Below are 13,122 nucleotides of genomic sequence, written 5' to 3' on the forward strand. Positions count from 1 at the left end.
CCTCCCGGCACGGACCTTGGACCTTGAACTCGTAGGCGCTTCTGACCCTCCCGCCCGCCAGCTTCGTCCCGTCAAAGGTCAAATTCGCTTCCTACTGAGAATTGCCATCTGAGACACATTGCTGAGACGGCGAGGGAGCCAGAAGTGCGAGAGCGACCCTCGGACTGTGGATTTCATCGGTGTTTGGCGGTTCTTTGTGAGCGGTAAGTGGCGGTCAGTTGCCGATGACGAGGATGCTGGCGGCGGCTTCGATGACGTCGTCGGTGATGGTGTCGAGCTGGTTGATCTTGAGCACGCGGCTGATCTGCGGGAAGAGGCGCTCGAGGAGGCGGAAGTTGCCGCGGGTGATGCGTTCGATCGCGGCGATGGCCTGGGCGTCGGTGAAGTCGTCGGGGTCGAGGGTGCGGCCGAGCCTCTTCCAGTGGCGGTCGAGGACGAAGAGCAGCTCGTCGCGTCCGAGGGCGCGGTAGCGGTGTGAGAATCCGAGGCGGCTGTAGAGCTGGGGGTAGTGGCGGAAGCGCTGGTCGATGCCGGGCATGCCGATCAGGATGATGGCCAGGTGCTGGCGGTCGTGCTTGTCGCGCAGGAGTTCGAGCGCCGGTGGGGTGAGCCGTTCGGCCTCGTCGATGATGAGTAGCTCGACCCACTTGTCGGTGTCGCCCACGACGGTGCCGGTGATCTTGCCGGTGAGGCGCTGGTGTTCGTCGACGCAGACGCCGAGCCGGACTCGCAGCTGGTCGATCTCGCGCATGAGGTCCTTGGGTCTGGGGAGCACCTCGGGGGTGTAGAACACGGTGCGGGAGCGGTTGGCGGCCGCGAAGTGCTTGGGGTCCTCTTCTTCGCTGCGTGGTCCCCACTCGGTGATGAAGGGTTCGAGGGTGTCCCAGTGGGAGTAGCGCCGTGCCGACTGGGTCTTGCCCACGCCTGCGTCGCCGTGGCAGATGCCAATGGTGCGTTCCTTGCGCACTGCGTTGGCGAACTCGGTGAAGCGGCGGTGTTCCTTGGTGACGATGAAGTCCTGGCTCACGGGTCGTCCTCTTCGTAGGTTCGCAGCCGCACGGGCCGTTGGGCCGGCTGGGCAGGGCTGGGCTCGTCGCGGGCCGCGGTTCGGGGGATGCGGTCGTTGATCTCCTTGCGCAGCTGCCGGCGTCGGGCCCGGCGCGCTGTCTCGATCTCGCTCAGGCTCAGGCGCTGGTTCGGGTGGTTCTCGTCGATGGCGGTGCAGACGAAGGCATCGTGGTCGTAGACGCGGATCTCGGAGAGGTCGCGGGGGTCGTACCGGATGGTGACGGTGTGGCCGACGAAGGGTGCGAGGGTCGTGGAGAGGTAGCGCTGGCCCTGGAAGTGGATCCCGTCGCGCTGGACGGTGCGGTGCTTCGGGACGGTCAGGAGGAGCCCGTCGAGCTCCTCGAGGGTCTCGGGCATGCGGGGCAGCCAGCCGTCGGCGGTCCAGGCCTTCTTCGGGCTGATCCCGAGCTCGCGGTGGGGGCGTTCGTTGTATGCGGTGATGAAGCCGGCGATCGCCGCATCGAGTGCGGGCAGGTCCAGGACCGGCTTCGGCGCGGCCGTCCCGTGGGCGATGTGCCCGGGGAGTGCCTCGAGGAGTTCGGTGTTGAGGGTGCGGAAGAACCGTTCGGACTTGCCCCTGCCCTGGGGGCGCCCGATGGTCGAGTAGACCAGGCGGATCTTCAGGGCTACCGCCGTGTATTCGAGGTGGCGGCTGGTGAAGTCGCTGCCGTGGTCGACGTGGAGCACGTCGGGGATCCCGCACATCGCCCAGGACGGGTCGCTCTTGCGCCAGATCGCCTGCCGCAGCGCGAGGGCTGTGTTGAGCGCCGATGGCGCGCCGGTGAAGACCATGTAGCCGCAGACCGCCCGCGCGTAGTCGTCCATCACGACGGTCAGCCACGGTCGCTCCGGCTTGCCGTCGGCGCCGACGATGAGGATGTCCAGCTCGGTGTGGTCGGGCCTGCCATGTGGCGTTCGGCCTCTCCGCCCGTCGCCGGAAGACGAGCTCGTGCCGGTCGCGGTAGGCCGCTGGGCCCTCCAGGGCCAGGGTCACCAGGGCCGGGTCGAGGCCGCGCACGATCCCGCGCACTGTCGCGTAGCTCGGGGACGGGAGCCCGAGCCGGTCGGCCTCCGCGACGGTGAGCCGATGGACCGTGGCGATGCCCGGGCGGGGCCTGGTCAGTGCCAGCCGCTCGATGAAGGCCACCAGCTGCTGGGCGGTGCGCCGGGTGCCGGCGTCGTTGCGCGGCCGCGGCTCGAGTGCGTCGATGCCACCGTCCTTGTAGTTCTGGTGCCAGCGCTGGAGGGTGCGGAGCCCGATCTCTGTGTCCCGGGCTAGGGCCGTCAGCGGGATGTCGTCCTCGACATGGAGGCGCAGGACGCTCCACCGCTGCAGCCCGTCCACCTCAGGCCCCTTCGGCCTCGGTGCCGGTTGGCCGCGCCGCGAGCTGGTGCCGGTACAGGGTCGCCCTGGACCATCCGACCAGCTTTGCGGCCTCCTCGGCCGTGCGGCCCTTGGCCCTGGCATCGTTGACGATCGCGAGCTTGGCCGCCACCACCTCCGGGCTCAGCGGCGGCCTGCCGAACCGGGTGCCGCTCTGCTTCGCCGCGGCGATGCCCGCGTTGACCCGTTCGACGATGAGCTCGCGCTCGTACTCGGCCAGGGTCGCGAGCATCCCGAGCATCATCCGTCCCGAGGACGTCTCGGGGTCGATCCCGTCCGAGACCGAGCGGATCTTGATCCCGCTCTGGCGCAGCAGGTTCACCGTGTTCAGGACGTCGATGAGGGAGCGTCCGAGGCGGTCGATGCGCCAGACCACCACGGTGTCCCCGGACTCGGCGTACTGCAGCAGCCGCTTCATCCCCGGCCGCTGGACCGCGGCCCGGCTGCCGGAGGTCACATCAGAGAACACGTCCCGGGACTCCACCCCGACCCCGCGCAGCGCCTCGAGCTGCAGCCGCGCGTCCTGGCCGACAGTGCTCACCCTCGTGTACCCCAGAAGCCTCACCTGCCCAGTGTGCCTCACAAATCCCTGAATCGGCCGCCTGTGAGGCAGAATCCGTCAAGACACCTTTCCAAGGCACCGCGGCCCCTGGTGCGGCGGCTTCCGAGGACGGGTCGGCAGGGGCCGGGCCGGCGTCTCGTAAAGCTGTAGGTTCTCAAGGCGGACCGATGGAGTGTCCCCGGGAGTACCAGGTCAGGGGGAGGCCGAGGATGACGAGCTTCAGCAGCTCGGGCGCGAGGGCGAATGTGCCGAAGACGATGTCGAACGCTTCGAACCCGATCAGAGAGCCAGCCGCGAACCAGACCCACCCGCCGAACAGCGCGACGCACATGCCCGGCCCGCGGCCGGCCCGGCAGACTCGCAGCCACAGGAGTTCGAGTCGGCGGAGTGCCGGCGGGCGACGCCGTCGGCGCTTGCCGCGGAGTGAGGAGAACAGGATCTTGAAGGACATTGGCGAAGGGGGCTTCTTTGGCAGGCGTCAGAGAGGTCTCCTGACATCCGGCCGCCGTGCGGATCCAAATATTGACGTGGACGAAGCGCCGGGGCACTAGGCCTGTGCAAGTCGGGAGGACCTCGCTGCGGGTCCCGGCCACCACCGCCGGGCCGAGCGAGGGCGCGGTACCGGGCTCCGTCGTGGCCAGGCCGAGATCGAAGGCCTGTTGGCCTGCGTTCAGGGGGTCCTGGGCAGCCTGCATCAGCACGGCCAGATCTGCTTCGCCATGCGCGGAGCCCAAATGCTCGAGGATACGCCGGACTCCCGAGCGCTTCTCCACGATCTGCACCGCGGTCGCCCCGGAGGTCGTCTTCACCTTCCGGATGTACGCAGACACCCCGAAAGGCTAACGGCTAGTGCCCCATTCCAGCACCCGACCCCGCCCTGACGCGAAGACACCCCAGAACCCGATTCACCTGTGCAAGTCGGGGCACCAGTCTGGCTACGACCGACATCTACCGGGATGCTGATTTCTGCCGAGCCAGTATCACGTCCATAAGGACCGCTCCTATAAGTGCCAAGGTGAAGGGAGACGTGGCCCCGTAGATAAAACTGAGCCAGATCATCGGTTCGGTCTCTCCCCCCGAAGGAAGGGGATGCAGGGTGTAGGAGCCGAGGATGCCTGCTACAACCAGAACGAGCACCGCGGTCAGGCGCGAAGCCCAAGAGCGGCAGGCAGCCCGGTAGGTCACAAAGGCGAGCCCAGCCAACACGACGAGGGCTATCCGAATCAGGTATGGAATCCACGGCGAGCGTGCTTCCGTCGGGTGAGAACCGAGATCGAGGAGGGGAGCGCCGATCTCGGAGAGCTCTAGCTGAATCGTGAGATATCCAGCCACCACAACGAGAAGCAACGGCCCCACTACGGCGGTGGCGAAGGCCAGAGGTGTACTTCTGGTAGCAGGAGGGGGGGAATAAGGTCGGTTAGAATCTGTCGCTTTTTCCTTCATGCTTCCCCCAAAGTTGGCTCTCGATGCGAAACAACGAACGCCTTGCTCCTGTACTGCATGGCCGGCGGATTTCGAGAGGGCCAAGTGCCCTCAGAGGACAGCTGCGCAGGTTGGTCCGGTCACTGGCCTTGGCGGCAGCTTACAGCTGATTGAGCTGGTACGCCATGGTGTTGTTAGGGTGATTTCTAAACCCTATTGACTAACGGAATGCACTCTCCTAAGATCAGCGCAATCGGCATCTGCCGAGGTCTCATATTGGGGGGATCACGAGTGCCTTTACCTTGTTTCTTGCGTGCAGCTCCACCTCGGCCATGACCGGGTTTCGTATAAGGGTGCGCGCGGGTAATCCGGTACCAGGGGTGGTCTTCCCTGCGAGTATTTCTAGGGGGAGAAGAATTGAAGAAGAGGTTCTCGGCAGTTTGGGTTGCGGCTCTTGTCGCAGTCGGGGCGGCGTTGGCAGGATCGCCTTCTGCCGTCGCCGACAGTGCTGACGGAAGCGCTGCGGTCATCGATCGGAGCCCCGTGGTCCGTGCGGTGACAGCAGAGGATTTCCCGGTGATCCCAGAGGTGGGCAAGAGCGCAACGGTCGCAAGCCGCGGAAAGCAGGTGACCGTTACACGTGTGTCCTCGGCCTGCTCCATGTCCTATTCACTCGGCACGCCGTACAAGGCAAACAATCGGATCTACGCTTCTGCTGACATCGCGCGTTCCAGCGGATGCAGCGGAGACCTGTACGTCTACGCCAATCTCTGGGGAACAAACTTTGGCGGGGGCGACATCTCGCAGGCAAGCAACGGCATTACTCTGCAACCCGGAACCGGAGCCTATCTTCCCCTGATTACCAATATCTGCACCTACGGCTATAATGCGAACTGGCACTCAAACGCCCAAGGGTGGGGCTCAGGCAACAACAGCCCCACAGTAACGCTGCCCTGCCATTTCTAGACTGCACGGCTTGCGCTGAGTCGTGCTGGAATAGCACGGCAGCACTGGTCGAGCGGAGAACGCCCCCGGAGTAATCCCGGGGGCGTTCTCCCGCAGATTTCCTCCTTGGATAGAAACGCTGCGAAGTCCGGCTCGGCGTCTGCGTCGACGAACACCAGCGCCTCACCGGCAAGATCACCGACCTTGGATAGAAACGCTGCGAAGTCCGGCTCGGCGTCTGCGTCGACGAACACCAGCGCCTCACCGGCAAGATCACCGATGTCGTGGTCGGCGACCTCACCAAGTGGGTCGAGCTGCTCATCATCGACGAGGCCGAACGGCTCACCCCGACCGCGCTCGAACTCCTGCGCGACAAGCACGACCGCCAGCACCTGGCCATCATCCTGATCGGCATGCCCGGCATCGACCAGCGCTTCCGCCACTACCCCCAGCTCTACAGCCGCCTCGGATTCTCACACCGCTACCGCGCCCTCGGACGCGACGAGCTCCTCTTCGTCCTCGACCGCCACTGGAAACGCCTCGGCCGCACCCTCGACCCCGACGACTTCACCGACGCCCAGGCCATCGCCGCGATCGAACGCATCACCCGCGGCAACTTCCGCCTCCTCGAGCGCCTCTTCCCGCAGATCACCCGAGTGCTCAAGATCAACCAGCTCGACACCATCACCGACGACGTCATCGAAGCCGCCGCCAGCATCCTCGTCATCGGCGACTGACCGCCACTTACCGCTCACAAAACACCGCCAAACAGCGATCACATCCACACTGACCGAAGCCACGGGCTGCCAGTCCCATCAAAGGAACCGTTGACGGGATGGCATCTCGAGAGCTAAGGGCTTGCTCGATCTCTACAAGAGTCGGCGCGTCTGCTTATCGTCTGTTACAGAGAGCGGGTTCTATAAGAGACGATAACGAGAGGTGGCCCATGCAGCCCAGGCGCCCGGCACACGCCACGGCCTGAGGCGGCCGCGGCCGTTCAGGACTGGGCGGCGGCGAACACGCACCACGTGATGAACCGCTGTGCGCGCACCGCGCGCGGCGCATTCGCCAAGCCAGGCGGGCACGCGATGAGGGCCCGGCAGCCCCGTTCCCGGGGCAGAAGCCGACTGCGGAGCTGAGCCTGGACGGCGTGCCCCGGACGTCGTTCGAGGTGGACCCGGACGCGCGGCGGGCGCTTCCTGCCCCGGTAGGACACCAGGACCTCGCGCGGGCGGTGATGTCGCTGTCGCTCAGGGGCCGAACCACGCGGCCAGCGCTTCCGGGAGCTCCACATCGTCGGGGCCTCCGGCCCACGCCACGTGGCCGTCGGGCCGGATGAGGACGCCCTCGGGGGCCGGGACCTCACCGAGCACCGGAAGCCGCCACGCGCCGTCGTGCGAGGCGTCCACGAGCCGGACCCGGTCCGTCCAGCGTCCAGTGCGCAGGGCCCCCGCCTCGCCGAGGTTCAGCAGCACGGGCCGGGCGTCGCGGAGGAGCCCGAACACACGGCGCGGACCGTCGGCCGTCACGAGGTCGAGGTCCGGCATGCGGCGCCCGAGCAGCGGATGGCCCTCGCCGGCTCGGGCGCCCAGATCGTAGCGGATGTCGAGGCCCGACTGCATGGCGGCGTACGTCCGCCGCGGCTCCTCCATCGCGAGCAGCTCCGCCACCACGGCCCGCAGGGCGTCCGAGCGTGGATCGCGGCGGGTGAGGGCCGTCTGCGCCATGGTCGCCTGCAGGACGCGCGCGCCGACGGGGTGCCGCTCCGCGTGGTAGGTGTCCAGCAGGGCCTCTGGCGCGTTGCCCCTGACCACCTGGGCGAGCTTCCAGCCGAGGTTCACGGCGTCCTGCACTCCGGTGCCCAGGCCCTGGCCGCCCACCGGGTAGTGGACGTGCGCGGCGTCGCCGGCGAGCAGCACCCGGCCCCGCCGGTAGGCCTCGGCCTGCCGCGCCGCGTCCGTGAACCGCGAGATCCACGTGGGGCTGTGGGCGCCGAAGTCGGTGCCCCAGACGGAGACGAGTGCGCGGCGGACGTCGTCGAGCGTCGGCTGCCCCTGGCCCGCGTACGTCTCGGTGACGACGACGCGCACGCGCGGACCGGCGCCGATCGGCCCGATCGCCTGGGTGCCCTCCTCCGTGTAGCGGATGCTCCGCTCGGGCTGCTCTTCCACCTCCACCTCCGCGATGAGCGAGCTGACGGACGGGTCCCAGCCCGGGAACGCGATCCCCGCCGCCTTGCGCACGAGGCTGCGGCCGCCGTCGCACCCCACGAGGTAGTCCGCCCGCAGCGACCCGCCGTCGGAGAGGCGGACGACGACGCCGCCCTCCTCCTGCTCGAGGCCCGTCACCTCGCGCTCGCGGAGGGTCGGGATGCCGAGCTCGGCGACCCAGCCCGCCAGGAGGCGTTCGATCTCCGCCTGCCTCAGCGCGAGGCTGTAGCGGTGGCGGGTGGGAAGGCCGGCCATGTCCAGCGGAATCCCGGCGAATGCCGTGATCTGGACGGTCTGCCCGGCATCGAGGAACCGCTCGGCGATGCCGCGCATGTCCAGGATCTCGAGGGTCCGCGCGTGCAGGCCGCCGGCCCGCGAGCCCTCGACCTCCTGGGTGGCGCGGCGCTCGACGATCACCGCCTCGGCCCCGGCGAGGGCGAGCTCCGCCGCGAGCATCATCCCCGTCGGGCCCCCGCCGGCGATCACGACCTGATGGCTGTCCGCACTCTCCACAGCCAGCATTGTCGGCCTGCCGGGGCCCCTTGCCGGAAGCCCCGGTGCGGCCGATAGTCTGAAAGTGAGGGGACGCCATTCCGGGCGCATCGTGTGGCCGCTGGGGTAGCCTGCAGGATGACAGCCACCCTCGGCGCCTCGGAGTGCATCATGTCCTACACTGTGGATTTCACCACCGTCTCGCCCGTCGGGCTCGAGTCCTCGCCGGTCGCGGACGCACTGGCAGGCCTGAGGGCGAATGAGGCCCGCTACTTCAAGAACAAGTACGACCATGCCTTCACAGTGGAGCCCGCGGGCGAAGCTCGGGACGTCATCGACTGGGTCCACCGGATCCTCAAGGAGGAGCGGGACATCGTCATCTCCTCCCCGCCGCTCGAGGCCACCGCCTTCGAGGTGGACGGCATCCGGATGGCCTACGTCTTCTACGAGAGCGGGCTGTCCGTCAATGTGATGTACACGGTGGATGAGGCCGGGAAGCGGGCGGTCGGGTTCAAGCTCTCGGACGGGATGGAGGTCCCAGAGGAGCTTGCCTCGAGGTTCAAGTTCGCACGGCAGAAGTCGAAGCTGGCCGGGACGATCCGCGGCTCCTTCTTCGTCATCAAGGGCGAGTACTGATGCTTCCCCGGACCCCTGGCGTCTACCGCACGGCGTGGTCGTTCCCACGCATCCGCACCGCGACGACGACGCCCGAGAGCGCCGTGAGGCCCGCGACCGCGGCGATCGCCGTCGGAAGGCCGTAGAGGTCCGCGAGGACGCCGGAGACGAGCGCCCCCACGGCGAACCCGCCGTCCCGCCAGAGGCGGTAGATGCCCACGGAGCGGGCACGCCAAGCCGGATGCGCGACGTCGCCGATCGCCGCGAGCAGCGTCGGGTAGACCATCGCGGTGCCGAGCCCGAGCAGGACGGCGGCGGCGAGCCAGACCGCGAAGCCGTGCCCGGCCGCGACCATCACGAGGCCGACGGCCTGCACGAGCATGCCAGCGGTGATGAGCCACTTGCGGCCCCATCGGTCGGAGGCGGCGCCCGTGACGAGCTGGCCTGCGCCCCAGACTGCGGGGTAGACGGCGGCGAGGATGCCGATCTCGCCCAGGCTCAGTCCTGCCGAGGCGAACAGGATCGGGAAGAGGCCCCACGCGAGGCCGTCATTGAGGTTGTTGACCAGGCCGGCCTGGCTGACCGCGGACAGGGATCGGTCGGTGAAGCTCGTGAGCCGGAAGACCTGCCCATTCGTGAGCCCGGCGTGGGCGCCGCCGTGGGAATCCACGTGCTGCGCCGCCTCGAGCTTGACGTGGTGGTGCGTCTCGCGCACGAACAGTGCTGACATGCCGAGGCCCACGGCGATGTACGCCGCGCCGACAAGGAAGGGGCCGGGGCGCAGGCCGTAGTGCCCAGCGATGTAGCCCGTCGCGAGGGCGGTGAGTGCGACGCCGAGATACCCGGCGGCCTCGTTGAGCCCCATCGCGAGGCCCCGCTGCTGCGGGCCGACGAGGTCCATCTTCATGACGACCGTGGTTGACCAGGTGAGTCCCTGGCTGATGCCCAGGAGAACGTTCGCCGCGACGATCCAGCCCCAGTCGGGCCCGAAGATCAGCAGGAGCGGCACGGGCAGCGCCACGAACCACCCGGCGATGAGCACGGGCTTGCGCCCGAAGCGGTCCGAGAGGGTCCCCGCGAAGTAGTTCATCGCCGCCTTCGAGAGTCCGAACGCGAGGATGTACGTCAGGGCGCTCGTGTAGAGGCTGAGGTTGAACTCCTTCTCGGCCAGCAGCGGCAGCACGGTGCGCTCCTGGCCGAGGGCCCCCCCGACGAGCGCGTTCACGGCCACGAGAAGCATGAACTGGGACAGGTTCTGCCGCAGTCCGAGGACGGGCGGGGCGCTGGCGGTCTTCACTAGTGGTTCTCCAAGAAAACATGGAATAGGATTAGATCCAGTATTACACGGATTGTTGGAAAAGGATGGGTGTGCAGATGGCGGAGCTCGATACGCGATCATCCAAGCGGGCCGACAAGGCCGCGCTGTTCGAAGAGTTCGCGCGAGTCGGGAAGGCGCTCGCGAACGGCAAGCGGCTCGAGCTCCTGGACCTCCTGACCCAGGGCGAGCGCAGCGTCGAGGCGCTCGCGGACGCCGCGGGACTTGGGCTCTCGACCGCCTCGGCGCACCTGCAGACGCTCCGGCAGGCGGGGCTCGTCGCCACACGCCGCGAGGGCACCAGGATCTTCTACGACGTCGCCGGCCCGGACGTCCTGCGCCTGTACGCGCTCCTGCGCGGCGTCGCCCAGGAGCGCGTGGCCGACGTCGAGCCGCGCCGCGTGGCCTACCTGAGGCTCGCGGGAGCCCGCGCGGACGAGGAGGGGCTGACGCGGGACGAGCTCGTGGCCCGCGCGGCCCAGGGAAGCGTGACGGTGCTCGACGTGCGGCCGGAGGACGAATACCGCGCCGGCCATGTGCCGGGCGCCCGGTCCGTACCCCTGGACGAGCTCGAGGCCCGGCTGGCCGAGCTCCCCCCGGGAGCCGACTTCGTGGCGTACTGCCGTGGCGCGTACTGCGTGCTGGCGTACGACGCCGTCGACCTCCTCCGCGCGCATGGGCGCCGCGCGCAGCGGCTCGAGGACGGCATGCTCGAGTGGAGGCTCGCCGGGATGGAGGTCGAGTCCGGCGCAGGCCCTCGTCCCGCCTGACCGGCGGGCGTCGGCCTGCGGGCCCTTCGGTCAGTGGCTGTAGTCCCCGCGGCTGTACTCGAACACCCAGCCGATGAGCCCGACGGCGCCGAACGCGGCGCCGATGGGAAGGATCCAGAAGGCGATGGCCAAGCCGAGGAAGGTCACCGCGCAGGCGGCGCCGAGGAAGACCGGCCACCAGCTCCACGGGCTGAAGAATCCCTGTTCGCCCGCGCCCTCGTAGATGTGGGCATGGGGCCGATCCTCGGGTCTGCTGCCCACGCGCCGCCCGGTCAGCCAGAGGTAGGTGGCGATCATGAGCGCCAGCCCGGCCACGAGGGCGAGGGGGATCCCGCCTCCGAATTCGACGAAGTGCGTCAGGACCGCGTAGACGGCCCCTGTGACGAGCAGGAAGACGAAGAGCACGGCGAATATGAGTGTTTCGGCCTTCATGGGCTCCTCCTGGATGGTCTGTCCCCTCGCTCGCCTCATGCGTTGAGGCCGCCCCAGGGGGGCGGGCTGTCGGCGAGCCGGCGGGAGGCTTCGAGCATGGCGGCGTGGACGAAGGCCTGCGGGAAGTTGCCCCGCAGCTGGCGCTGTTCGACGTCGTACTCCTCGGTGAACAGCCCCGGGGTCCCGCAGGCGGCCCGATTCCGTTCGAACCAGCGGGCGGCCTCGAGGGGCTGGTCACTCTGGTGCAGGGCCATGGCGAGGTCGAAGCCGCAGAGGAGGAAAGCTCCCTCTGACAGGTCCAGGGGGCGGCGGTCCTGGCGGAACCGGTAGAGGTAGCCGTTGCGGGCGAGCTCCTCCCGGACTGCCCGCAGGGTCGCGATCGAGCGCGGGTCCTGCGGTGCCACGGCGCCGCGGATCACGGGGCGGAGGAGCGCGGCGTCGACCCTGCTGTCGGTGGGGGACCGCTGCCAGCGCCCGCTGGGGTGGAGGCAGTCGTTCGTGACGTCGGCGATGAGCCCGTCCGCCTGGGAGGACCAGAGGGCGCCCTGCGGCGCGGGGGCGTGGCGGCCGATAGCCCGCAGCCCGGCGGCGCAGATGAGCCGCGAGTGGGCCCACCGCTCGTTGTCGAGCTCCCACATTCCGGCATCGGGTTCTGTGTGCCTTTGGGCGATGGCGTCCGCGGCGACCTCGGCGGCCTTCCACTGGTCGAGGTCCAGCCGGTCGTTCTCGGCTGCGGCCGAGAAGAGGAGCAGGGCCTCGCCGAACACGTCCAGCTGGAACTGGCCGTTGACCCAGTTGCCCGCCCGGCCGGACCCGCCGGGGTAGCCCGGCAGGCCGACGTCGTGCTCGTCGGGGACCTTCCCCCCCGTCGACGGTGTAGGCGGGGTGCAGGCCGGGCCCGTCCTCGAGGAGCCTGGCGGCGACGAAGCCGACAGCGTCGTCCATGAGCGGGAACTCCTTGCAGGAGGCCGCGGCGACGCCCACGAAGCACTGGTCCCGGATCCACGCGTAGCGGTAGTCGTAGTTGCGCTTCTGCTGCGCACGCTCTGGCAGGCCCATGGTTGCTGCCGCGACCATCGCACCGCCGGCGCCGGTCATGCCGCGCAGGACGGCGTAGGACTGGCGCGCGTCGTCTGGCGCGATGGTGTTCCCGAACTGGGGCACCTCCCGCTGCCATCCGTACTCGGTCGCAGTCCAGGTCTGGTCCGGCTGGATCAGCTCGCCGGGAAGCTCGGTGTCGGAGACCTCGAGCACGAGGTCGTAGTGCTCGCCTTCGGGGACCTTCACCGTGAACTCGACTGCCCCGTCCTTGGCCTCCGCCTGCGGAGCGCCCGTGAGCCTGATCCTCAGCGGGCCGCTGCGGGCGGTCCAGACTCCGTCATCCCTGCGCAGGCGTCCCATCCGGTGGTGCCCGAAGCCTGCGCGAACGTCGACGACGACGCGAACCTCCGCCGCGCCCTGCACGGCGCGGATCCGGCGCAGCAGAATGGCGCGGTGGGGGTCCCCGGGATACGCCAAGGCTTCGCGGCACTCGATGATGCCGGCGCTCGTGATCCAGCGGCTGACCCAGATGAGGGTCCCGTCCTCGTACTGCCCGCCCCAGACGAAGCGGGGGTCGGCCGGCGTCACCGCGAAGCAGCCAGGACCCCCGAGGAGCGTGGAGAAAACCGCGTCGTCGTGCCACTTCGGCACGCACATCCAGGAGATGTCCCCGCGTGGGCCGATCAGGGCTGCCCGCATCCCGTCGGCGAGCATCGCGTACTCCCGGAGCACATGGGGTGCAAACTGCTCGGGCATGCCAGCAGACTAGGGCAACTATTGCGCTAGAGCAATAGAAGCCACATTCATCTCTTTTGTTTCAGACCATCTGTTGCGGGAATGCACTTATTGCGTGGGGTCCGTGAGTG

The 13,122-nt window shown here is 68.5% G+C and carries 11 protein-coding genes and 3 pseudogenes; 4 read left to right on the forward strand and 10 right to left on the reverse strand.

Annotated elements, in window-relative coordinates; all coding sequences use genetic code 11:
* Positions 1-214: 214 nt before the first annotated feature.
* The 5 genes and pseudogenes from ACQ5BE_RS13900 to ACQ5BE_RS13920 form a co-directional block, all read right to left on the reverse strand.
* Complete coding sequence (locus ACQ5BE_RS13900) at positions 215-1,027, reverse strand: AAA family ATPase (protein WP_430297551.1); 813 nt, start codon at positions 1,025-1,027, stop codon at positions 215-217.
* Positions 1,024-1,953, reverse strand: a complete 930-nt coding sequence (locus ACQ5BE_RS13905; RefSeq protein ID WP_430297700.1) for a Mu transposase C-terminal domain-containing protein — start codon at positions 1,951-1,953, stop codon at positions 1,024-1,026. The genes ACQ5BE_RS13900 and ACQ5BE_RS13905 overlap by 4 nt, the downstream gene beginning before the upstream one ends.
* A 461-nt stretch (positions 1,954-2,414) precedes the next feature.
* On the reverse strand, positions 2,415-3,017 hold the full coding sequence (locus ACQ5BE_RS13910; protein ID WP_430297552.1) for a recombinase family protein: 603 nt from the start codon (positions 3,015-3,017) through the stop codon (positions 2,415-2,417).
* Between the two features lie 151 nt (positions 3,018-3,168).
* A complete protein-coding gene (locus ACQ5BE_RS13915) occupies positions 3,169-3,465 on the reverse strand; it encodes a hypothetical protein (protein ID WP_430297708.1) in 297 nt (98 codons plus the stop codon).
* Between the two features lie 115 nt (positions 3,466-3,580).
* Positions 3,581-3,844: pseudogene (locus ACQ5BE_RS13920) on the reverse strand (IS1634 family transposase); the annotation flags it as partial.
* A 1,009-nt stretch (positions 3,845-4,853) separates the two neighbouring features.
* Here ACQ5BE_RS13920 and ACQ5BE_RS13925 point away from each other — a divergent pair.
* Together ACQ5BE_RS13925 and ACQ5BE_RS13930 are read left to right on the forward strand one after the other, a co-directional pair.
* Positions 4,854-5,402, forward strand: coding sequence for a hypothetical protein (locus ACQ5BE_RS13925; RefSeq protein ID WP_189695376.1), 549 nt, complete (start codon positions 4,854-4,856; stop codon positions 5,400-5,402).
* A gap of 203 nt (positions 5,403-5,605) precedes the next feature.
* Positions 5,606-6,118, forward strand: a pseudogene (locus ACQ5BE_RS13930) (AAA family ATPase); the annotation flags it as partial.
* Positions 6,119-6,631: 513 nt separating this feature from the next.
* Here the strand turns inward: ACQ5BE_RS13930 and ACQ5BE_RS13935 are convergent.
* Positions 6,632-8,104 carry an FAD-dependent monooxygenase gene (locus ACQ5BE_RS13935; RefSeq protein WP_430297554.1) on the reverse strand — a complete coding sequence of 491 codons (1,473 nt, stop codon included), beginning with the start codon at positions 8,102-8,104 and terminating at the stop codon, positions 6,632-6,634.
* Positions 8,105-8,254: 150 nt separating this feature from the next.
* On the opposite strand from ACQ5BE_RS13935, the gene ACQ5BE_RS13940 reads away from it, so the two are divergent.
* A complete protein-coding gene (locus ACQ5BE_RS13940; RefSeq protein WP_430297555.1) occupies positions 8,255-8,719 on the forward strand; it encodes a phage tail protein in 465 nt (154 codons plus the stop codon).
* A gap of 22 nt (positions 8,720-8,741) precedes the next feature.
* Here the strand turns inward: ACQ5BE_RS13940 and ACQ5BE_RS13945 are convergent, their stop codons facing one another.
* A complete protein-coding gene (locus tag ACQ5BE_RS13945; protein WP_430297701.1) occupies positions 8,742-9,938 on the reverse strand; it encodes an MFS transporter in 1,197 nt (398 codons plus the stop codon).
* Between the two features lie 134 nt (positions 9,939-10,072).
* On the opposite strand from ACQ5BE_RS13945, the gene ACQ5BE_RS13950 reads away from it, so the two are divergent.
* Positions 10,073-10,783, forward strand: coding sequence for an ArsR/SmtB family transcription factor (locus ACQ5BE_RS13950; protein ID WP_430297556.1), 711 nt, complete (start codon positions 10,073-10,075; stop codon positions 10,781-10,783).
* Between the two features lie 30 nt (positions 10,784-10,813).
* On the opposite strand, the gene ACQ5BE_RS13955 is transcribed toward ACQ5BE_RS13950, so the two are convergent.
* The 3 genes and pseudogenes from ACQ5BE_RS13955 to ACQ5BE_RS13965 form a co-directional block, all read right to left on the reverse strand.
* Positions 10,814-11,215 (reverse strand): cytochrome c oxidase subunit 4, encoded by a 402-nt coding sequence (locus tag ACQ5BE_RS13955; protein ID WP_430297557.1) that lies wholly within the window; start codon positions 11,213-11,215, stop codon positions 10,814-10,816.
* A 35-nt stretch (positions 11,216-11,250) separates the two neighbouring features.
* Positions 11,251-12,297 (reverse strand): glycoside hydrolase family 15 protein, encoded by a 1,047-nt coding sequence (locus ACQ5BE_RS13960; protein ID WP_430297558.1) that lies wholly within the window; start codon positions 12,295-12,297, stop codon positions 11,251-11,253.
* Positions 12,194-13,012: pseudogene (locus tag ACQ5BE_RS13965) on the reverse strand (trehalase-like domain-containing protein); the annotation flags it as partial. The pseudogene ACQ5BE_RS13965 and the gene ACQ5BE_RS13960, both read right to left, overlap by 104 nt.
* Positions 13,013-13,122: the final 110 nt, after the last annotated feature.

This window comes from Sinomonas sp. B1-1, assembly GCF_050474465.1.
Taxonomy (GTDB): Bacteria; Actinomycetota; Actinomycetes; order Actinomycetales; family Micrococcaceae; genus Sinomonas; species Sinomonas flava.

Excerpts from the sequence above, each read along its gene's own strand:
- ACQ5BE_RS13940 (WP_430297555.1), top strand. The coding sequence starts at position 8,255 with ATGTCCTACACTGTGGATTTCACCACCGTCTCGCCCGTCGGGCTCGAG.
- ACQ5BE_RS13950 (WP_430297556.1), top strand. The coding sequence starts at position 10,073 with ATGGCGGAGCTCGATACGCGATCATCCAAGCGGGCCGACAAGGCCGCG.
- ACQ5BE_RS13915 (WP_430297708.1), bottom strand. The coding sequence starts at position 3,465 with ATGTCCTTCAAGATCCTGTTCTCCTCACTCCGCGGCAAGCGCCGACGG.
- ACQ5BE_RS13945 (WP_430297701.1), bottom strand. The coding sequence starts at position 9,938 with ATGCTTCTCGTGGCCGTGAACGCGCTCGTCGGGGGGGCCCTCGGCCAG.
- ACQ5BE_RS13955 (WP_430297557.1), bottom strand. The coding sequence starts at position 11,215 with ATGAAGGCCGAAACACTCATATTCGCCGTGCTCTTCGTCTTCCTGCTC.